The organism is Verrucomicrobiota bacterium JB022, assembly GCA_030673845.1.
Lineage (GTDB): Bacteria > Verrucomicrobiota > Verrucomicrobiia > Opitutales > Oceanipulchritudinaceae > WOUP01.
In genome coordinates this window covers 292,291-312,747 of sequence record JAUTCQ010000013.1, presented here as the reverse complement: position 1 = coordinate 312,747, position 20,457 = coordinate 292,291, and the positions used below count along the sequence as shown (strand labels likewise).

14 protein-coding genes are annotated in these 20,457 nt (G+C 62.1%); 8 read left to right on the top strand and 6 right to left on the bottom strand.

Going from position 1 to position 20,457, the window contains the following annotated elements:
* Window positions 1-105: 105 nt before the first annotated feature.
* Window positions 106-1,791 (bottom strand): sodium:solute symporter, encoded by a 1,686-nt coding sequence (locus Q7P63_10210; GenBank protein ID MDP0500462.1) that lies wholly within the window; start codon window positions 1,789-1,791, stop codon window positions 106-108.
* Window positions 1,792-2,000: 209 nt separating this feature from the next.
* On the opposite strand from Q7P63_10210, the gene Q7P63_10205 reads away from it, so the two are divergent.
* From Q7P63_10205 to Q7P63_10190, 4 genes are all read left to right on the top strand, one after another.
* On the top strand, window positions 2,001-2,585 hold the full coding sequence (locus Q7P63_10205) for a hypothetical protein (protein ID MDP0500461.1): 585 nt from the start codon (window positions 2,001-2,003) through the stop codon (window positions 2,583-2,585).
* Window positions 2,586-2,865: 280 nt separating this feature from the next.
* Window positions 2,866-3,345 (top strand): transposase, encoded by a 480-nt coding sequence (locus Q7P63_10200; protein MDP0500460.1) that lies wholly within the window; start codon window positions 2,866-2,868, stop codon window positions 3,343-3,345.
* Between the two features lie 445 nt (window positions 3,346-3,790).
* Window positions 3,791-7,549, top strand: coding sequence for a hypothetical protein (locus Q7P63_10195; GenBank protein MDP0500459.1), 3,759 nt, complete (start codon window positions 3,791-3,793; stop codon window positions 7,547-7,549).
* Window positions 7,550-7,570: 21 nt separating this feature from the next.
* Window positions 7,571-8,167, top strand: coding sequence for a PEP-CTERM sorting domain-containing protein (locus tag Q7P63_10190; GenBank protein ID MDP0500458.1), 597 nt, complete (start codon window positions 7,571-7,573; stop codon window positions 8,165-8,167).
* A 104-nt stretch (window positions 8,168-8,271) separates the two neighbouring features.
* On the opposite strand, the gene Q7P63_10185 is transcribed toward Q7P63_10190, so the two are convergent.
* From Q7P63_10185 to Q7P63_10170, 4 genes are all read right to left on the bottom strand, one after another.
* On the bottom strand, window positions 8,272-9,246 hold the full coding sequence (locus Q7P63_10185) for a hypothetical protein (GenBank protein MDP0500457.1): 975 nt from the start codon (window positions 9,244-9,246) through the stop codon (window positions 8,272-8,274).
* A gap of 98 nt (window positions 9,247-9,344) precedes the next feature.
* Window positions 9,345-11,393 (bottom strand): FAD-dependent oxidoreductase, encoded by a 2,049-nt coding sequence (locus Q7P63_10180; protein MDP0500456.1) that lies wholly within the window; start codon window positions 11,391-11,393, stop codon window positions 9,345-9,347.
* Between the two features lie 311 nt (window positions 11,394-11,704).
* Window positions 11,705-12,883, bottom strand: a complete 1,179-nt coding sequence (locus Q7P63_10175; GenBank protein ID MDP0500455.1) for a methyltransferase domain-containing protein — start codon at window positions 12,881-12,883, stop codon at window positions 11,705-11,707.
* A gap of 2 nt (window positions 12,884-12,885) precedes the next feature.
* Complete coding sequence (locus tag Q7P63_10170; protein MDP0500454.1) at window positions 12,886-14,373, bottom strand: FAD-linked oxidase C-terminal domain-containing protein; 1,488 nt, start codon at window positions 14,371-14,373, stop codon at window positions 12,886-12,888.
* 671 nt (window positions 14,374-15,044) lie between these two features.
* On the opposite strand from Q7P63_10170, the gene rimO reads away from it, so the two are divergent.
* Genes rimO through Q7P63_10155 form a run of 3 tightly spaced genes read left to right on the top strand, consistent with a single transcriptional unit; the run spans window position 15,045 to window position 17,067 of the window.
* Window positions 15,045-16,418: a 30S ribosomal protein S12 methylthiotransferase RimO gene (rimO, locus tag Q7P63_10165; GenBank protein MDP0500453.1), complete on the top strand. Its 1,374-nt coding sequence runs from the start codon at window positions 15,045-15,047 to the stop codon at window positions 16,416-16,418.
* A gap of 41 nt (window positions 16,419-16,459) precedes the next feature.
* Complete coding sequence (locus tag Q7P63_10160) at window positions 16,460-16,672, top strand: hypothetical protein (GenBank protein ID MDP0500452.1); 213 nt, start codon at window positions 16,460-16,462, stop codon at window positions 16,670-16,672.
* Window positions 16,669-17,067: a type II toxin-antitoxin system VapC family toxin gene (locus tag Q7P63_10155; protein ID MDP0500451.1), complete on the top strand. Its 399-nt coding sequence runs from the start codon at window positions 16,669-16,671 to the stop codon at window positions 17,065-17,067. Before Q7P63_10160 ends, Q7P63_10155 begins: the two co-directional genes overlap by 4 nt.
* A 99-nt stretch (window positions 17,068-17,166) precedes the next feature.
* Here the strand turns inward: Q7P63_10155 and Q7P63_10150 are convergent, their stop codons facing one another.
* A complete protein-coding gene (locus Q7P63_10150) occupies window positions 17,167-17,649 on the bottom strand; it encodes a cupin domain-containing protein (protein MDP0500450.1) in 483 nt (160 codons plus the stop codon).
* Between the two features lie 212 nt (window positions 17,650-17,861).
* On the opposite strand from Q7P63_10150, the gene Q7P63_10145 reads away from it, so the two are divergent.
* Entirely contained in the window at window positions 17,862-20,192 is a 2,331-nt protein-coding gene (locus tag Q7P63_10145; protein ID MDP0500449.1) for a hypothetical protein, read from the top strand.
* Window positions 20,193-20,457: the final 265 nt, after the last annotated feature.

Here is a 20,457-nt window from a genome sequence, read left to right as displayed (position 1 = left end):
GCTTCTGACTCCTTAAACTCCTCCAACTCCTGTTCCCCCCCATTTTCCGACAAAAAAGGCACTCCCGATCAACAGGAGTGCCTTTTGCTTTGGAATAAACCTTGGCTAGAAGCTAAGCCAGAAGGTGAAGTAACCATACATGCCGAGCACCAGCAGGAGCACCACGGTCGCGAGGATCGTGTTGCCGACATCCCAGCTTTCCTTGACTTCGGGATCGCCGCTGACAGAGGCGTAGGTGAGCTTGTCGGTCTTGATCGCGGCGGGGGCCTTCGTCATGAACGAGACTGCGATCAGGATAAAGATGCTGATCAGGAAGAGCACACCGGCGGCGTAGAACTTGTTAAAGTCCCCAATCGCTGCGAGGAAGGCCGGGTTGGAGACCTTGCCCGCTGCCGTGCCGAAGATGCTCTCGATCGCCAGCTTGGACATGCCCAGGGTGAAGCCTAGGCCCAGGCACCAGGCGGCACCGGCCGAGTTGATGCGCTTCCAGAAGAGGCCGAGCAGGAACACGGCGGCGATGGGCGGGGCGAGGTAGCCCTGCACGCCTTGCAGGTAGTCATACAAACCGCCGCTGGAGATGGCGCGCATGATCGGGATCCAGAGGATGCCGAGGCCCACCACCACGGTGGTCGCGAGCCGGCCCACGAGCACATAGTGGCCCTGGCTCTGGTTGGGCTTCAGCTTTTCGTAGATGTCGACCGTGAAGAGCGTGGCGCACGAGTTGAAGAGCGAAGCCAGCGAACTCATGAGGGCCGCCAGCATACAGGCGATGATCAGGCCGCGCAGGCCGATCGGCAGCAGCTCGGAGACCATGGTCGGGAAAATCTTGTCGCCCACGATCACTTCGGAGCCATCCGCACCCATCACCGTCTCAATGCTGATGATGCCCTTCTGGTGCAGCGCCCAGCCGATGAGGCCGGGGATGAGGAAGATCAGCACGGGGGTCACCTTGAGCAAGCCGCCGAAGAGCGCACCGCGACGGGCTTCCTTCAGGTTGCGACCAGTGAGGGTGCGCTGCACGATATATTGGTCGGTACACCAGTACCAGATACCGATGATGGGCGAGGCGATCAGCACGGCCAGCCAGGGCAGGTCGGGATCGTCGAGCGGGCGCCATAGGGCCAGCTCTTCCTTGCGCTCCGAAGCCATGGCCACGAGTTCGCCCCAGCCACCGAGATGGTGCAGGCCAATGAAAGTGATGATGCAGGAGCCGATGATCAGCAGCACGGCCTGCGGGGCCTCGGTGTAGATAACCGCCCGCATCCCGCCGATGACGGTGTAGATACCGGTGAGGATAACGGTCGAGAATGCCCCCACCCAGAAGGCGTTTTCCGGCGTACCGAAGGTCGTCGGCAACAGCGATTCAAATACGAGCGCGCCCGCGTAAATCGTGACGCTGACCTTCGTCAGCACGTAGGCCGTGAGCGACACGATGCTCAGGATCCACCGTGAAGTGGGGCCGAAGCGGCGCTCCAGATACTCGGGCATCGTGTAAACGCCCGACTTGTAGTAAAACGGCACGAAGATGTAGGCCAGGATCACGAGTACCCAGGCGTGCAACTCCCAGTGCGCCATCGCCAGGCCCGTCGAGGCGCCCGAACCGGCGAGGCCCACGATGTGCTCCGAACCGATGTTGGAGGAGAAAATCGAAGCACCGATGAGGAAGAAGCCGGCGTGACGACCGGCCAGGAAGTAGTCTTCCGTGCTGTTGTTCTGGCGCCCTGCCCAGAGGGTAATGCCCGCTATAAAAAAGAAATAGAGCGCGATGATTGACCAGTCTAACCAATGCATGGGGTCTCCTTGGGTGGAGTGGGGTACAGTTCGAAAAAAGGGGTGGCGCGGAAAAACGAAGGGGGGTGCCAGGCAGCCTGGCCACCACTGCTGCCTGACCTGCGCGAAGCCTGCAAAGGTACGCTCCTGATGGAAATGCCCATCTCACTTGACAGTCAAATGAAATCCCATGGAAGCTAAGTCAGCAACCTGCCCCCCCTTTTCGACGCATGCACGAGTTCAATCACCTGCTCCATCACTACACCGCGCTGGAGCCTGTCTTGCGCCGCATCGGGCCACTCGAGCCACTCCCGATTCGCAATGAAGCGGTAGCCGACTCGGTGGCGCGGATCGTCACCGGTCAGATGCTCTCCCGCACCTCGGCTGACAAAATTTTTGCCCGACTCGAACAGGCCGCGCAAGTGGAGGGGCACAACCGCCCCTGCCTGCTACCGACCGAGACGATGCTCGCGTGCGGGCTCTCGCGCCGCAAGGCGGATGCCATTCAGCGTTTCGGGCGCCATTACGCGCAGCACACAGCGACCATCGAAGGCTGGCGCCAACTGGAAATCGACGAGCTACGGCGCGAAGTATCGCAACACTGGGGACTTTCCATCTGGTCAGCGGATATCCTGGCAATCTTCTACTTTGGCCTGCCCGACGTCTTTCCCCATACCGATGGTGCCATGGTGCGTGCGCTCAAGCTCTGCCAGGAGCGCTATGGGCTCGACCTCAGCAACCCGGAAGCCGCCCGCCCCTATCGCACCACTCTCGCCCGCTACCTCTGGGACGCTCTCGACGCGGGAGTGATTTAAGGGGGGGGCGGTTGAACGAGCACCTAACGTACCCTGGGAATGCGGTGCTTCGCACCGATCTGGTTTTTCGTACGTGGCCCGCGCCCCTGCCTGAGCTAGTCGGATCTTGCTTGCCGCTACGGTTTCAAGATCCAGATCGGCGCGGAGCGCCGCACTCCCAGAGCACACTCGATTATGGGAGCGACAGGCGTGAGAGGGCTCCTTAGAGGATCGTCTGCCGATGTCGCATCCGCCTCCCGCTGCAGAAAGAATCCCTTGGCCGCACGCCCCTCTCCACCATGTGAGCGAAGCGGGCACCTATATGGTGACAAGTGGAACCTACCTGAAGCAGCCCTTCTTCCATCAGGAATCTTATCTGGATGCACTTCAGGGCGGCCTGCTGAAATATGCCCGAAAATACGGATGGCAGCTCGAGGCTTGGGCCGTTTTCCCCAACCACTACCACTTTGTTGCCCATTCTCCGCCCGACGGTGCAGAGGGGCTGGCAGTGTTCCTGGCCGAGCTGCACCAAAAATCAGCCGCTTGGGTCAATCGGCAAGACGGAGCGCGCGGACGAAAAGTGTGGCACAACTTCTGGGAGACGCGCCTCACCCACCAGAGCAGCTACTGGCTCGCCTCTGCTACGTTCACCAGAATGCCGTGCACCACGGGCTGGTACGCGTGGCCAACGAATACCGTTGGTGCTCTGCTCGCTGGTTTGAGACGACTTGTGCAGCCTCCACTGTACGCAGTATCTACGGGATCAGGACCGATCGCTTGAAAGTCTTCGATCTCTAGCCCGCTCGGGGATAGCTAAAGCGAAACTGCAGACCTCCACGATATTTGGCGCTCTGGGAGTGCGGTGCTTCGCACCGATCTGGTTTTTCGCACGTGGCCCGCGCCCCTGCCTGAGCTAGTCGGACCTTGCTTGCCGCTATGGTTTCAATATCCAGATCGGCGCGGAGCGCCGCACTCCCAGAGAGGGAGGCCTCACCCCTCCCAGCCAAACCTTCCCAAGCACGGGCTAAAGTACAAGACCTACGACACCGGTTTCGCTCATACTGTCCGATTTTGCGTGATTTGTCGGTGAGCGGGGGGGGCGGTTAGCGTGCACGGTGGAGCACCTGCGGCCTCGGCCCGGCGCTCTTACCCTACCCAACCTATCATACCCCCCACTCCTCGCGTTCCAGCGCTCGATGCCGGAAACGCGAACTCCCGCTCTACTCATGAAGAAGACCCACCTGGCGGTGGTTGTGCTACCGCTTACCCTCTATCCCTCTCTCCACGCGGAGTCGCTCGCGGTCATCCCGATCGAGCAGGCTTCGGTCAATATCTCCGGCAACGACGGCTCGCCTTCCATCTCCACCGGCGGCGTCGGCGAGACGATCTACATCCGCATGCGCGACTTTTCGGCCAACGCCGTGCGCAACAACGTCGCCTATCTGCGTTTCGACCTTTCCAGCCTCGAAACGACCGACATTATCCAGACGGCCTCGCTGCGCTTCAACAAGGTGAGCGGGGATACCGCCAACGAAGGACGCGTCGCGATCTTCGGCCTGCTCGATGCAGACGGCAACCTCGCCCAGGACTGGACCGCCGGCACCTTTGCCTATGGGGCCGAGTTCGATCCCGCGATGTTCAACGACGGAGCCTCCACCCCCGGTGCCTCGCCCGTCAACCTCAGCAACGTGGCCGACTTCAGCGTGCTGGAAAGCATCGCCGGCAACACGATCACCCTCAGCGGCGACGAACTGGAGGCCTTTTTGCAAGACCGCGTGGCCGAGGGCGGCATGGTCACCTTCCTCATCACCATGCCCAGCCAGGGCGGCAGCAACGACAAGAGCTACAGCCTCGCCTCCGGCACTTACACGACCGACGAGACGCTGCGCCCGACACTTGAGGTCGCCTTCTCCGACGCCAGCCTGCCCTCGCCGCCCGACGGCCTTTCGACCAGCGGCATCAACTATTCAGCCGACCCGACGCTGACGATCGGCTGGGACCCGAGCGACGGCGCCATCTCCTACCAGGTCTACCGCCGCGCGGCCGATGAAGAGGAAGCCACGCTCCTCGACACGACTGCCAGCACGAGCTTTTTCGACGACGATGTCGCGCTCTACGGCGTCTATTTCTACACCGTAAGCGTCACCACCTCTGCCGGCACCTCCGTCACCACGACCGAGCACCGTGTGGAAGTGCGCGACACCAACGCCGGCCTGCCCCCCGCCCCCCAAGGCTTTGCCACCGCCAGCGCCACCCCCAGCACGGTCCAGATCACCTGGAGCCCCGCACCGGGCGCCTTCCTCTACGACGTCTACCGCTCCATCCACCCCGACCGCGACTTCAGCCTCGTCGATACCGTGGCCGCCCCTGCCTATACCGACAGCGCAGTGGAAGGCTACCGTAGCTATTACTACCGGGTACGCACGATCGGCGCCGGCGGCATCTCCGCCGCTAGCGCCACGCACGAGGTGGGCCCGCGCTTCGTCTCCGGCACCCTGCCGGCCGCGCCGCAAAACCTCTCGCTGGTCGGCAACACGCTCTACTCGACCGAGCTGAGCTGGGACGCCGTGGTCGGTGCGCAAGCCTACTACGTCTACCGCTCAACCCGTGCGAACGACGGCTATACCCTCGTCGGCATCACCGAGAGTAACTCGCTGAACGACACCTACGCGGTAATGCCGCAAAACGCCTATTACTACCAAGTGAAGACGGCTGGCGCCGCCGGGCTCTCCGCCGCCTCGGCCACTTTCGGCGTCGATGCGACCCTGCACACCTACCGGCAGATGGAGAACATCACGCGCGCCCCGGTCGCCGTGCCCAGCTCGGGCGGCATGCTCGTGAGCTGGCGCCTGCTCGGCACCGATGGCGACGCCACGAGCTTCCGCATCTACCGCGACGGTCAGCGCCTCAACAACACGCCCATCACCGGTGCCACGAATCACTTCGACCCCAACGGCACCACCGCCTCCACCTACGAGGTCCGCACTGTACTCGGCGCCTATGAGATCCCGCAGGGCGAAATCGCCCGTGTGCTCGAAAACGGCTACCACAGCGTGCCGATCCAGGCCCCGCCCGGCGGCACCACCCCGCTCAACGACCCCTACTCCTACGTGGCCAACGACGCCAGCGTGGGCGACCTCGACGGCGACGGCGAATATGAAATCGTGCTGAAGTGGGACCCGACCAACGCCAAGGACAATGCGCAGGACGGCTACACCGGAAACGTCTACCTCGACGCCTACGAGCTCGACGGCACCCAGCTGTGGCGGATCGACCTCGGCCGCAACATCCGCGCCGGGGCCCACTACACCCAGTTCATGGTCTACGACCTCGACGGCGATGGCATGGCCGAAGTCGTCTGCAAGACGGCCGACGCCACCATCGACGGCCAGGGCACCGTCATCGGCGACATCAATGCCGACTACCGCAGGACCGACGGCTACATCCTCGAAGGGCCCGAATACTACACCGCCTTCCGCGGCACCGACGGCTCGATCATCGACACGATCGACTACGTACCCCAGCGCGGCAGCCTCACCGTGTGGGGCGACACCTACGGCAACCGCGTCGACCGCTTCAACGCTGGCATCGCCTATTTCGACGGGGTGCGCCCGAGCGTTTACGCTGCCCGCGGCTACTACGGCGGCCAATCGGGCCAGGGCCCCGGCCGCACCGTGATCGCCGCTTTCGACCTGATCAACGGCGAGCTCGTCGAGCGCTGGGTCTTCGACACCGAAGTGGATGGCCAGCAATACATCGCTCAAGGCAACCACCAGACCTCCGTCGGCGACGTCGATGGCGACGGCAAGGACGAGCTGATGCACGGCTCCATTACCTTCGACGACGATGGCAGCGTGCTCTGGAGCAGCGGCCTCGGCCACGGCGACGCCATGCATTATGGCGACCTCATCCCCGGCCGCCCCGGCATGGAGCTCTTCTCCGTCAAGGAATCCGGCGGCGTGGAGTTCCATTCCGTCATGTCCGATGCCGCCACCGGCACCACCATCTGGGGCGTCTTCAACGGCAGCGACACCGGCCGCGGCCTCTCCGCCGATATCGACCCGAACTACGCCGGCTCCGAGTCCTGGGGCGCGGCCAACCTCAACGTCTGGGCCGCCAGCGGCGAAGTCATCGGCACCGTGCGCCCCTCGATCAACTTCTCGATCTACTGGGACGGCGACCCCCTCAGCGAGCTGATGGACGGCAACTCCGTGCGCAAGTGGGACTGGGTCAACCAGACCGAAGTGCCCCTGCTCATCGCCGACGGCGCCAGCTCCAACAACGGCAGCAAGGCCACCCCCGCACTCCAGGCCGACTTGATGGGCGACTGGCGCGAAGAAGTAATGCTCCGCAGCAACGACAACACCGAGCTGCGCATCTACTCCACGCCCTACCCCACCACCATCCGCATCCCCACCCTGATGCACGACCCGACCTACCGCGTGGCCGTAGCCTGGCAAAACAGCGCCTACAACCAGCCCCCGCACCCGTCGTTCTTCATCGGCCACGACATGCCCGCCGTCGCCATGCCCGACATCTTCACCGACCCGGTGCCCGAGCTCGTCGGCCTCATGGACGGCGGCAGCTACACCACCGGCGTACGCGTGATCCTCAACGCCAACCTCCGCAGCCCGCTGCGCAACGAATACCGCGTCGATGGCGGTACCTGGGCGGACTACGTCAGCTCATTTGTGGTCAACGGCGACGGCGCCCACACGGTGGAGTTCCGCACCTACGACGGCGACGACAACCTCCTGGCCAGCTCCAGCACCGAGTTCACCATCGACACCTCCATCCCCGGCGACCTCGACGGCGATAACGACGTGGACGTGGCCGACCGGAACCTCCTGCTCGCCAGCCTGCGCCGCTGCGAAGGCCAGCCCGGCTACAACCCCGCGGCCGACCTCGACGACAACGGCTGCGTCGACAACGTCGACTACGCCCTCTGGCGCGGCTACTACGCCGCCTTCCAAAGCCAACCCTAACCCTCTCCGATCACTCACTCCATGTATAAGCTTATCACCACCCTCGCCCTCCTCGGCAGCACGGCCGCCACCGTGACCGCCGTCGACCCGGCCATCGTCCTCCAGCCCCTCAGCACGACCGTCGATGTCGGCGACACCTTCACGGTCGACGTCTTCGCGATCTACGACGCGCAGGCCGAGCTGGGCTACGACGCAGAGCTGACCTCGTTCGGCTTCCGCGTCGCCTCCTCCCCCCTGTTCAGCTTCGACGGCTTCACCTACGCCAGCCCCTACGAAGTGTTCCCGGGCTCGCTCGAAGCCGATGAAGTCGTCGGCCTGGCCGACCTCGACGGCGGCGCCACCACCGTCACGATCAACCTCGGCACCCTGCAGTTTACCGCCCTCGGCATGGGCTCCGGCTCGATCAGCCTCATCGGCGACCAATTCGACGAATCCGGCCTGATGGGCCTGTTCTACATCGGCATCGGCGACCCCAGCGACCCGCTCGACGACCAATACCTCGTCTTCGACGCCAACGGCCTGGGCAGCCTCACGGTGGTACCCGAGCCCACCACCTACGCCCTCCTCGGCGGCCTCGCCGCCCTCGGCCTCGCCTCCTACCGCCGCAAGCGCAGCTAGGCTAGCACGCACAGGACGTTATACGATTCACCTCCACAGGCCGCAGCACATGCGGCCTGTTTTTTTTGAATCTCGAACTCAAACTAACTAGCAGCTGGTGGCCATTAGCTTCCAATAGGAACGAGGCGAAAATCTGCATTTATCATCAACTCATGAGATAAATCTAACTTCAGATTTAGTTTAACTTGATGATCTTCAGATTTGTATACCTCTTGTAGAAAAAGGGATGGATCACAGTAGTCTTTCGGGTCGAGATTGGACTCCATCAGCCCGTGTATGAAGACTCTATCTTGCCCTCCAAAGTTGACGGCAGTCTCCGCTGAGATTCCGAGACACCCAAAATCTCCTTCATAAACGACGCTTCCCCTGGGGTCGACATAACCCCAAATGCTTTGGGGTTTCGCATACATTTTACAGATTCCATGCCTATATCCACCATACTCAACATTTGCATTATGTATCAGCAATAAAACGCAAAGTGTAATCCTATCGAATTGCTCCTCGAAAAGATCACCATTTAGTTGCATGTTGCATTCACGCAAAATTCGCATAAACTCGGTCTTTAGCGCATCTTGCGAGTAAGCGGCACGACCATCAATAAAACTCAACAACCTGGTAACCGCAGGATACACATGACTTGGGATTCTACCCGACTTGAGTTTGGCATCATCGCCATTGATCGTAAACGCTTGGCATAAGTCTGTTCTTAACTTAGAAAGCTTTACACCGAACTCTCCCTCCAAATCAATGGCAAACGGCCTATCTAACTGGAGTTTCATAAAATCGAATATCCAGCGCGGAAAAGGTGATGACATATCCAACAACCTACCTTTAAACTTATATTCAGATAAGAATTTGACGTTCAGATACATCGTCTTCATCACGTCGACTGAAATTCCTCTATTCCTCGTCTTTGAATGCGCCACAAAATCCGCTATTTCGACAAATACAGAATCCCGCCTTCTTTGCGCATAATCCCTCAACTTCATCAGAATATTGTCGACATCGTTTTCATCAAACGAGCCCTGCTCAACTTTTTGTATGATCTTTTGAGTTTTTACTTTTTCTCCAGCCTTCATACCAGCGAAGTATTTGGACTAAGCATCGAATAAATGACCTGACACTTTACCCGCTTCCCAAGTAACACCTCACCATTAACTGAAACCCCGCCCCTCCCTCAACTCATCTCCGCTGCGTTCTGGTGGACGGCGACGCCGGCGACTAGGTCGAGCAGGGTGACGATGCCTTGGAGGCGGCGCTCTTCGTCTACAATGATCAGCTTGTTGCGGCCGGAGCGCAGGAGGATTTCCACGAGGTCGGAGACGGGGGTCTCGGCCGAGGCGGTGGGGAGCTGACTGAACGATAGCTCGGTGATAAAGGCGTCGGGGCTGCCACCGGCCTTGAGGTAGTCGAACACGTCGTCGCGCTTGAGCACACCGACCAGCTTGCCGCCCTCCTCCAGCACCGGATAAGAGCCGTGGCGGTGGTCGCGGAGGAATTCCATCGTTTGCCGCAAGGTCATGGCGGGTTTGAGACCGTCGATCTTGGTATTCATCACCTCGCGGGCCTGCTTGCGGAGCGTTTCCTGGCCGAGGCGGCTGCGCAGGGCCTCCACTTCGTCGTGCCGCAGGTAGGCTTGGGCCGAGCGTTGGAACATGCGGCGCAGGGCGTCGCTGCCGGCGGTGATGGCGTAAAATTCCTTGGCCCCGAGCGCCACTAGGTTGGTCGCCGTCTTGGCCGTGGCCGTATACCGCCAGATGCGGTTGCTGAGCAGGGCCGCTTCGCCAAAATAGTCGCCCTCGGGCACGGTCTTGATCACGTGGTCGCCCTCCTTCAGCTCCATCTCGCCACGCTGGACGAAGTAGAGGGAGAAGGCGGGCTCGTCCTTGTAAAAGAGCACGTCGCCCGGCTCGAGGTGGATGGTCTTGAGCAGCTTGGAATACTGCGGGCTGAGCATGTTGATGTCGCGCGGGAAGAAGAGGTCGAACGACCAGTCGATCATCACGCGCAGCTTTTTCTGGAAGCCGGGCAGCTTGCTCAGGTAGACCGTCCGCCAAATCCACCAGGCGATGAAGCCGGAGATCTTGATGCCCATGACGTCACCCACGGCGCTACGGTGGCCGATAGCCGCCAGCTCGCCGAGGCCGGCAAAGTCGAAGGTCTTCGGCTCGCGCTTTTCCTGCAGCGCGACAATGTTTTTGGCCACCAGCGTGCCCTGGCGTTGGGCAAACTGGGCCGTCGGCGGGCTCATTTCTCCATTTTTCAGCGGGATGGCCGCGCAGTCCCCCGCCGCCCAGAGCCAATCGACTTGAGGCACGCGCGCGGTGCGGTCGGCCTTCAGGCGTCCGTGGTCGACGTCCAGATTCAGCTCGCGCCCCAGCTTGAGCACGTGCGGGTGGGGCGAGTTGCCGATGGTGGAAATGATGGTGGTGGCGTTGATGACTTCCCCGTTGTCGAGGATGACCGTCTTGGAGGTGACGGCCTTTACGCGCTGGTTGAGGATGATGCGCAGGCCCCGTTTTTCGAGCGCGCGCTGGCAATAGTCGCCCAGCTTGCTCGTCAGCGTCGGCAGCAGGTGGTCGCGGGAGTGCACCAGCACCACCTCATAGTCTTCGGGCGTGATGTACTCGTAATAGCGCACCATGCTGCGCATCATGTCTTCGATTTCGCCAGCGGTCTCGACCCCGGAGTAGCCGCCGCCAACCACCACAAAGCGCAGCAGGCGCCGCTTGGTCGCGGGATCCGTCACGAGGTTGGCCTCCTCAAAGCGGCTGATGATGTGTGTGCGCAGCTTCATGGCGTCACCCACGTTTTGCATCAGCAGCGAGTGCTCGCTCATGCCGGGCACGCGGCTGAGGTCGATCGTGGCCCCGAGGGCGATCACCAGCTGGTCGAACTGCAGGTGCACATCGGGCGTGAAGTCGCCGGCGTTGACGTGCACCACTTTGCCCTTTTCGTCTACGTCGCGCACCGTCCCCTTGAAGACGGTGACGTGGGGGCAGAGCTGCCGCACCGGGCTGATTACGTGCCGGGGCGAGATCGACGCCGACGCCACCTCGGGCAACATGGGCTGAAACACCATGTAATTCTCCGCCGCCACCAGCGCGACTTTGAAGTCGGGATGCTTGCGGGCGTATTTACCCAGTTCCTTGGCGCAATTCACGCCCGCGAAGCCTGCGCCCAGAACGAGCACATCGAATTTTTCGACGTTTTTTTCCCCAGCCATTGCGGCCAACTTAGGCGATTTCCGCACAAGAGCAAATCCCGAACTGCCAGAGCTGCTGCTAATATGTAGCGCGAGAGCTAATACTGCAGCGAGATTGACTGGAACAGGTAGATTTGCGTACCCTTGACCAGTGCATACGCGACCAGATGAATTTCCCAAAACACCTGCAGAAGCGTTGCCTATATTCCCGGAGGCCGCCGACGGCAGTTTTGACTACTCGCCGAGCCGGTTGAAAGAGTTGTTGGCCGAGATGGATGAACCCCTATGTGACTTCCTCCCGGGCGATTACAACAGCAAAGAATAGCCACCCCCTACTCCACCCGCAACCGAGCCCAGGCGGTAGTGTTGCGGGGGTTGACCGTGTGGCCGAGCCAGGTGCCGGGGAGAATCAGGTCGGCCCGCACGAGGTAATCGCCAGCTTGAGCGGGGGCGGGCAGCGACAGGCGTAGCGCGAGGGTTTCGCCGGGCTGCACCGGGTGGTCGAGCGGCTGGTCGACATGGTAGAGGCTCAAAGGGCTGCCGTAGGCGTCGAGCAGGCTGAGCACTGCCCGCGACTCCTGCGCAGGCCAGGGTTGCGACCCGACGTTTTGGTAGCGCACCTCGACCGTTGACGCTTCGCCCGTCTTCAGGCGGAGGGCGTCGGTCGTCAACTCAGCGTGGAAATTGAAGGCGGAGGGGTCGTAGTCGAACAAACCCTCCGGCGGGGCGGGGAACTGCGGCAGAGTCTCTTCCCGCCGCCGACCGACCCAGCAGATGGCTTGGCCGCGCCGGGCCGGATCGTCGCCCACCGTATGCAACACCTGCTCGACCCACGAGGGCCGGGGCTCCGACGGATAAGGGCTGAACGTGTCGAGCGAGATGGTGTCGAAGTGCGCAGCTTCCCCCAGCCGTTTCACCTCATCGGGCGTGTATTCCCGGCTGTGGCGACCGTAGGGGCCGTGTCCCGAATAAGGGCCGTAGAGGTAGGGGCTCGCACCGTGAAGCAGACGGGCGACACCTTCGAGCGAGGCGATGTTGGGCGTCGTCAGCACAAACCAACCACCGGGGCGCAGCACACGGGACGCCTCGCAGCAGAGGAAAAACGGATCGACCAGCAAGTGCTCCAGCAGCTCCAGGCACACGATGCCGTCGAAGGTGGCGTCGGCGAAGGGCCAGCGCTCCAGCTCGCAGTTGAAGTAATGCGCCTGCGCAGGTTGCTCCCCGCAATAGCCGTCGATCGCGGGTAAGGTGCGCGGCTGGGAGCCCGGACGGCCACGCAGGCGGCCCAGGCTTTCTTCGCGATTCTCGGCCAGCACCACGTCGACGCCCGGCTGGCGAGCACGCAGCAGGTTGGCAAAGGTATACGGCCAGTTCGCGCCCAGCTCCAGGATGCGCTGCCCATCCGTCGGCACTTGCGGCAGCGTTTCGGCATAGCGCCGCTCGTGCGTGCGCACGTACGGCATGTCCGCATAGGGCAGCAGCGGGAAAACGGGAGCGGGGTCGAAACGCATGCCTACTTGTGGTCCCAGGGGAGGTCGACTTCTTCGCGCGGGTGTTCCCAGACCTTGAAGGGCTCCCACATCTTGCCGGGGTTCATGATGTCGTAGGGGTCGAGCGCCTTTTTGATCGCCCGCATCGCGCGGATCTCGGCCGGGCTGTGCTGCAGCTCCAGGAAGGGCGACTTGGCCAGGCCGACCCCGTGCTCGCCGGTGATGACGCCGCCCAGCTCCACCACCTTGGCCATCAACTCGTGGATGCCCTTCTCCGCCCGCAGCGCCTGCTCGGCATCTCCCCGGTTATACATGATGTGCACGTGGAAGTTGCCGTCGGCGGCGTGGCCAAAGGTAGGCGTGCCAAGGCCGATCCGGTCGCGCAACTCCAGCGTATAGGCAAAGAGCGCCTCATAGGAGCGCAGCGGCACGACCACGTCTTCGTTGAGCTTGGTGTCGCCGAGGCGGAACATGCTCTGGCTGCTGGCGCGGCGGACTTGCCACAGCGCGGCAGCCTCCTGGGCGGAATCGGCCCGGTACCAGCTCGGGGTTTCGTCGCGCAAAAGGGCTTCGAGGCGCGTCTTGCCTTCCTCCACCTCCGCCGGGTGGCCGTCGAGTTCGATCAACAGATACGCGCCCGGCTGGCTGATGAAGCGGCTGATGACGGGGTGCTTGAAGAGGTGCTCCGGGCGATCCGGGCGCTGGGCCCAGATCTGGAAGCACTCGCTCGTCTGGCGGTCGATCAGCTCCAGGATGCTCGGGTTGTGGCCCTCTTCCAGCATTGTGCGCACGACCTTGAGCGCGGCCGCGTCGTCCGGGAAAGAGGCCAGGAAAGTCGCCACCGCACCCGGGGCGGGCAACAGCTTGAGCACCGCCCCCGTAATCAGACCCAGCGTGCCTTCGCTGCCGATCCAGAGGTCGCGCATGTTGTAGCCGCTGACGTATTTTTTCACGTCGCCGCCCCACTTCACAAATTCCCCTGTGGGCAGGAAGCCTTCCAGCGCGTAGACGTAGTCGCGGGTGACGCCGTATTTGGCCCCGCGCAGGCCCCCGGCATTGCAGGCAAGCGTACCGCCGATGGTGGCATGCTTCTTCGAGCCGGGGTCGGGCGGATAAAAGAGGCCTTCGGCGCGAGCGGCGGCATCGAGCTCCTCCACCGTTACGCCCGGCTGGACGTAGGCCATGCGGGCGGCACGGTCGATGTGCAAATTTTTCCAACCGGCAAAATCGAGCACCCAGCCGCCCTTGATCGGCGTGGCGGAGCCCGTGGTGGAGCTGCCGGCGCCGCGCGCAGTCACCGGCACGCGCATGCGGTTAGCCAGCTTGAGCACCGTGGCGACATCCTCCTCGTCGCGCGGGATGACGACCGCCTCCGGCAAGTGCGAAAGGCGCAGGTTGTCCAGCGAGGCGCGGTAGCGCTCGGCCTGAGCGGTCTGCACGCACTCGGGTAGCGCAGCCTGGAGAGCTCTCAACGATTCAGACGGCTCCGTCGCCGATTCAGTCGATGCCATGGGGGCCAGCGTGTCACACCCGGGTAAGGATGTCACGCATACAGGCACGGCAGTTTAAAAGTAAAAAGGGCGCTCGAATGGCGCCCTGTGTCGTGCATTTCATCCATGTACCTCATGCAAAGCGCATGAAATCACGTCCGCAACAGGCATCATTTTGCCCGGGCGATCATAGTGTTTCCAGTATGGTTCACGCCTTCTGTACCTGGGAGCAGCTCACCGGGGCCATGGCGCGGAAGCAGCCAATCGCCAAAAGCCACACCAGGTGCAGCAAGCGGAGGGAACTGTTCAGGATCGAGGATGTGTGACGCATAGTGGTTTTGTGTTAGGCCCCTTCTAGTGCAGTACCCATGCCACCTGTAAATCGTGTGCGAAAATGTGCATAACTCGCAAACAGGTGGCGGATTCCACGCCAGAATGGTTTCTTTCGGCATCCAGCCTACGCCCTCCGTGTTAAAATTTCGCGCACGGTTTGAGACGATTCGGGAAGAAAATGGCGGATCAAGGAAGGTCCACTACCACATCCGAATCCGAAAGACCCTTGAAGATTTAAAGCCGGTCTTTAAATTTTCAAGGTTCCAGACCCTCACGCCACGTCCCTGCGCTTTTTTCTCGCTGGCGAACTGAAACGGGAGCATATACAACCGTTTTTCTATCCTGAATTAGCACAAGCGATGGTGAAAGTCGGACTGGTATCCTTGGGTTGCGCAAAAAACCTCATCGATTCGGAAATCATGATCGGGCACCTCCAGCAGGAGGGCATGACCATGACCAACGATGCGGGCGATGCAGACGTGTTGATCATCAACACCTGCTCGTTTATCGACATGGCCAAGCGCGAGAGCATTGACGCCATCTACGAGGCGAGCGACAGCCGCGCGGCCGACATCCGCCGCCAGCGCCAGAAGATCGTCGTGGCCGGCTGCCTCAGCCAGCGCTTCCGCAAGGAGCTGCCCAACCTGATGCCCGAGGTGGACGCCTTCATCGGCCTCGACCAGCTCAAGGATGTGCCCAAGGTCGTGCGCGACGTGCTGGGCTACACCAAGGAGAGCCCCGAGGAACAGGGCCAGAATCTCGTCACCGCCCGCCCGGTCTATATTCCGGACTACGATACGCCGCGCTTCCGCCTCACGCCCGCCCACTCGGCCTACATCAAGATCGCCGAGGGCTGCAACCACACCTGCACCTTCTGCATCATCCCGCAGATCCGCGGTCGCCACCGCAGCCGCTCCCAAGAGAGCGTGGTGCGCGAAGCCCAGCAACTCGTGGCCAGCGGGGTGAAGGAGATCAACCTGATCTCGCAAGACACCACCTATTTCGGCATGGACCGCTGGACCGACGAGCGTCCCAACCCGCGCAGCAAGGTCGACAGCACCCGCGGCGAAAGCCTCGCCACCCTCGTGCGTGCGCTCGACGAGATCGAAGGCGACTTCTGGGTCCGCCTGCTCTACACCCACCCGGCCCACTGGAGCGACGAACTGATCCAGGCCATCGCCGAGAGCCGCCACACGGTCAAGTATGTCGACATCCCGCTGCAACACATCAGCGACCGCATGCTTACCGCGATGAAGCGCGAGACCAGCGGTGATTACATTCGCGACCTCATCCGCCGCATGCGCGCGGGCATCCCCGACATCGGCATCCGCACCACTTTCATCGTCGGCTTCCCCGGCGAGCTGGAGGAAGACTTCCAGGAGCTGCTCGAATTCATGGAAGAGTTCAAGTTCGAGCGCGCCGGCATCTTCCAATACTCCCGCGAAGAGGGCACCAAGGCCTACAAGCTGGCCCCGCAGGTCCACCACGCGTCCAAGAAGAGCCGCTACAGCCGCGCCATGGCCGTGCTCCAGCGCCTGGCCGAAGAGCGCAACCAGAGCATGGTCGGCCGCCAACGCCGCGTGCTGGTCGAAAAGCCCGGCCACGGTCGCACCGAGTGGGACGCCCCCGACATCGACGGCATGGTGTTCGTCGACCCCGAAATCCCGGTCGGCACCTTTGCCGATATCGAGATCGCCGACTGGCGCGGCTACGACCTCATCGCCAAGCGGTAGAGCGGCTTGCCAAACAGCCCAAGCATTCCCATTCTAGAAGCATGAGGCTGACGATCGAGAACTTCCCGGATCAACTACTTCGCCGCCTGCAGCAAAGCGCGGCGAAGAGCGGGCGAACGCTTGACCAGCAAATCGTGGCCGAGTTAAGTCCCCCGCAAGAGACGCTTCAGCGCATTCGCTCCCACCGCGCCCAACAGCAGATCTTTCTGCGGGAGGGCGAAGTGGAAAGTATTATTCGCGAAGGGCGTCGATGATCGTCGTCGACGTCAATGTCCTGATCTATCTTCTGCTCCAAGGCGAACACGCCGCCGCATGCGAAGAGCTGTACCAACAAGACCCTGAGTGGGCGGCTCCAATACTCTGGGAGCCCGAGTTTCTCAACGTCATGGCAACCTATGAGCGAAATGGGATGCTATCTCGCGACCAGGCCATGATCGCCTACAATGATGCCCAACTGCTTCTGGGAACGCGCATCTATCCCGTTGAGGCAGCCGATGTCCTTGAGACTGCGAAGCAAACCGGTTGCAGCGGCTACGATGCCCACTACTTGGCGTTGGCCAACCGGCTCGGGTACGTGCTCTACACCTTCGACAAGCGACTCCTGCAAGTAGCCGGAAACAGCGCTCGTCGCCCCAAACAAAAAGAATAGGGCATTTCTCTCACGGAGTTCACAAAGGCACAAAGGAATGAAGATCTCCTCTTTGTGTCTTCGTGCCCTTGGTGAGAGAACCTGCTTACCTCACCTTCCTTATTCCTCGTCTTCGCCTTCGTAGAAGTCGACGGGCTGCAGGTAGCCCATGATGCGTTGGGGCTTGATGAAGAAGCGGCCGGAGCGGGGGTATTGCACAATGTCGGCCTCGCTGTTGTTGGCGACGATCAGCAGCTCGAGGTCTGCCGTGCCGGTGTTGCGGATGTGATGCGCCTGCATCGGCGGCTGCATGAAGAAGTCGCCCGCACGAATCGGCGTCTGCCCCTCGGTTGTCTCGACGATGCCCTCGCCGCTTTGGACGACAAAGAACTCCCACTGCGTGGAGTGGGCGTGCAGCGGCCAATTCCAGGCGCCGGGCAGGATCCGGCAAATCTCGACCTCGAAGGGGTGCCCGCCCTTGCTCGGCGGGGCGTCCTTGGGCGCGCCGAGGTGCTGGCTGAGCAACAGCCGCGTGAGCTGGTAGCGCCCGCTGGGCGAACGCACGGCATCGACAGGGACTTCGGAGAGGTGGCCGACTTTCATAAGGACTACCAGTTAAACGAATTACAGGGCGCCTCACAACCTAATCTATCTTTCGAAAACGTGAAGGTAGTTCACCTAAACTTTACCCGTTCGCGAAACCCTTGCCGCAAGGATATGAGAAAACGGACACGCTCCGCCCGTTGCCCGGCGGTACCGGCCCCATCTCTCTCACTCGGGGGTCGAAAATTCAAACTCAGCCCTATCTCTTGCCCATGCAGCACCTCTCCTCTCTCCGCCTGCTGGCGTTGGCCGCACTGGCCGCCCCGCTCCACGGCCAGGCCGTGATCAGCGAACTGCGCATCGACCAGAACAGCACCGACGACGACGAGTTCTTCGAGCTCGCCGGCACCCCCGGCGCCAGCCTCGATGGCCTGACCTACCTCGTAATTGGCGACGGCAGCGGCGGCAGCGGTGTGATTGAAAGCGTCACCTCCCTCGCCGGTCAGGTGATCCCTGCCAGCGGCTACTTCGTGGCGGCCGAAAGCACCTTCACGCTCGGCACGCCCGACCTCGTGGCCAACCTCAACTTCGAGAACAGCGACAACCTCACCCACCTACTCGTCTCCGGTTTCACCGGCTCCAACGGTCAGGACCTCGATACCGATGACGATGGGATGCTCGATGTGACGCCGTGGACGAGCATTGTCTCCAGCATCGGCCTCTTTGCCGGGATGCCGGGCGAATTCCTGTACGGCGACCTCTTCATCGGCCCCGACGGCTCCTTTGTCCCCGGCTCCGTCCAGCGCAATGCCGACGGCGGTTACTCGGTTGTGGCTTTCTCCAACCTCGCCGCCAATACGCCCGGCGCGGCCAACCCGGCGGCCACCAGCGTCTCTTACTCCGAAAACCCGACGCTCGCGCCGACTGAAATCGACGAGGTGACGATCATGCAGATCCAGGGCAACGGCTACACCAGCCCGCGCGTGGGCGACGTGGTGCGTTTCTCCGGCGTCGTCACGCTGATCGCGGGCAACAACTTCTGGGTGCAGGATCCGGTCGGCGACGGCGACAGCAGCACGTCTGACGGCCTCTACGTCTACCGCGGTCTCTCCACCAACAGCGCGGTGGAAGTGGGCGACCTCGTCGAAATCGTGGCCGAGATCACCGAGTATTACAACCTGACCGAGACCGAGCAGCCGGCGAGTGTCGAAGTGCTCGACAAGGCCCAGCCACTGCCCGCCCCCATCGTCCTGAGCGACATGGAAAACAGCAGCATGGATGTCGGCGGCGCGTTTTACGAATCGCTCGAAGGTATGCGCGTGAGCCTCGCCCTCGGCTACGTGGTGAGCCCGACCAACAACTACGGCGAGTTTGCCGTCGTGACCCGTGCCGACATGGCCCTCGGCTCTGGTTACAACCCGACGCACAAGGTGCTGATGGTGACGCCGACCGGCCCCGACAGCGTCGATTACAACCCCGAGCGCATCCTGATCGACGACGCCGCCCGCACCACGATCAACGTCAAGCCCGGTGACTTCATCCGCAACCTCGTGGGCGTAATGGACTACACCTTCAGCGACTACAAGGTCATCTACGACACGATCACCCCGACGATCCGCCCGATTCCGACCAGCCCGGTCGCCCGCCGCAGCGCCGACTCCGGCCCGTGGAACTACAAGATCGCGACCTTCAACGTCGAAAACCTTTTCGACCTCGTCGACGACCCCACCAAAGACGACGAAGGCAGCACCCCCACCGCCGCCGAGCTCGAGACCAAGCTCTCCAAGCTGACGCTGGCCCTGATCCAGGAGCTGCAACTGCCCGACGTCATCACGATCGAGGAGACCGAGAACACCGCCATCCTCCAAGTCCTCGCCGACCGCGTGAACGCTCTCGCCGGGACCAACTACGTCGCCGTCTCCGGCGGCAGCAGCGACGGCCGCGGCATCGAGTGCGCCCTGCTTTACAACGACGACACCGTCGACCTGCTCGACTCTTTCCTCATCACCGAGAGCATCGTGCCGGGGACGGAAGCCGCCTTTGGCCCGCCGTCGGAAAGCCCCGGTCGCGAGCCCTACGTCGGAATCTTCCAGATGGGCGGCGAGCAAGTGACCGTGATCGCCAACCACTTCAAGTCCAAAGGGGGCGACGGCGCGCTCTGGGGCACCGGCCAGCCCTTCGTCCGCAGCACCGAAGCCCAGCGCAAGCTGCAGGCCCAGGTGGTCCGCGACTACGTGAACCAGCTACTGGCGGCAGATGCCGACGCCAACATCGTGATCGGTGGCGACCTGAACGACTTCTGGTTCCCTGAGCCGGGTGAAGGTCAGGACCCGGTCGGTATCGTGGTCGATGGCGCAAATGGCGATGTGGAGCTGACGAACCTGATCGAGCTGGTACCAGCCCACGACCGCTACACCTACATGTATGTCGGCAACGCCCAGGTGCTCGACTACATGATCGTGAGCCCCGCCTTGCTCGATAACCTGCGCGGCCAGGACATCCTGCACGTCAATGCCGCCTGGCCGGGCAACCTCGAAGCCGACGCCACCACGGCCCTGCGCTCGTCGGACCACGACCCGATCGAAGCCCGCTTCAACTTTTAGCGACCGAGAGAAACTGTAGATCAAGAGTGACTTCACCCCGCCCCGGTTGCCCGCGCAGCCGGGGCGTTTCTGTGGAGGCAGGTGTAGAAGGTGCATTCAAGAGGTTATGGAGTGCGGTGCTCTGCACCGATCTGGATTGGAAAGCGAGCTGCGCATCACCAAAGGAATCCAGATCTCGGCTGAGCCGAGCACTCCATAGCGCAATGGGCCGCATCCGCAGTTCGGATTTATCCCGTTGCCACTTACCGCCGGAGCATGCTTGCCC

Bases quoted from the DNA above. Each gene is read 5' to 3' on its own strand.
- Q7P63_10160 (MDP0500452.1), top strand. From the start codon at position 16,460: ATGAGGCTGACGATCGAGAACTTCCCGGATCAACTACTTCGCCGCCTG.
- Q7P63_10170 (MDP0500454.1), bottom strand. From the start codon at position 14,373: ATGGCATCGACTGAATCGGCGACGGAGCCGTCTGAATCGTTGAGAGCT.
- Q7P63_10185 (MDP0500457.1), bottom strand. From the start codon at position 9,246: ATGAAGGCTGGAGAAAAAGTAAAAACTCAAAAGATCATACAAAAAGTT.
- Q7P63_10150 (MDP0500450.1), bottom strand. From the start codon at position 17,649: ATGAAAGTCGGCCACCTCTCCGAAGTCCCTGTCGATGCCGTGCGTTCG.
- Q7P63_10210 (MDP0500462.1), bottom strand. From the start codon at position 1,791: ATGCATTGGTTAGACTGGTCAATCATCGCGCTCTATTTCTTTTTTATA.
- Q7P63_10195 (MDP0500459.1), top strand. From the start codon at position 3,791: ATGAAGAAGACCCACCTGGCGGTGGTTGTGCTACCGCTTACCCTCTAT.
- Q7P63_10190 (MDP0500458.1), top strand. From the start codon at position 7,571: ATGTATAAGCTTATCACCACCCTCGCCCTCCTCGGCAGCACGGCCGCC.
- rimO (MDP0500453.1), top strand. From the start codon at position 15,045: ATGGTGAAAGTCGGACTGGTATCCTTGGGTTGCGCAAAAAACCTCATC.
- Q7P63_10175 (MDP0500455.1), bottom strand. From the start codon at position 12,883: ATGCGTTTCGACCCCGCTCCCGTTTTCCCGCTGCTGCCCTATGCGGAC.
- Q7P63_10155 (MDP0500451.1), top strand. From the start codon at position 16,669: ATGATCGTCGTCGACGTCAATGTCCTGATCTATCTTCTGCTCCAAGGC.
- Q7P63_10205 (MDP0500461.1), top strand. From the start codon at position 2,001: ATGCACGAGTTCAATCACCTGCTCCATCACTACACCGCGCTGGAGCCT.
- Q7P63_10145 (MDP0500449.1), top strand. From the start codon at position 17,862: ATGCAGCACCTCTCCTCTCTCCGCCTGCTGGCGTTGGCCGCACTGGCC.
- Q7P63_10180 (MDP0500456.1), bottom strand. From the start codon at position 11,393: ATGGCTGGGGAAAAAAACGTCGAAAAATTCGATGTGCTCGTTCTGGGC.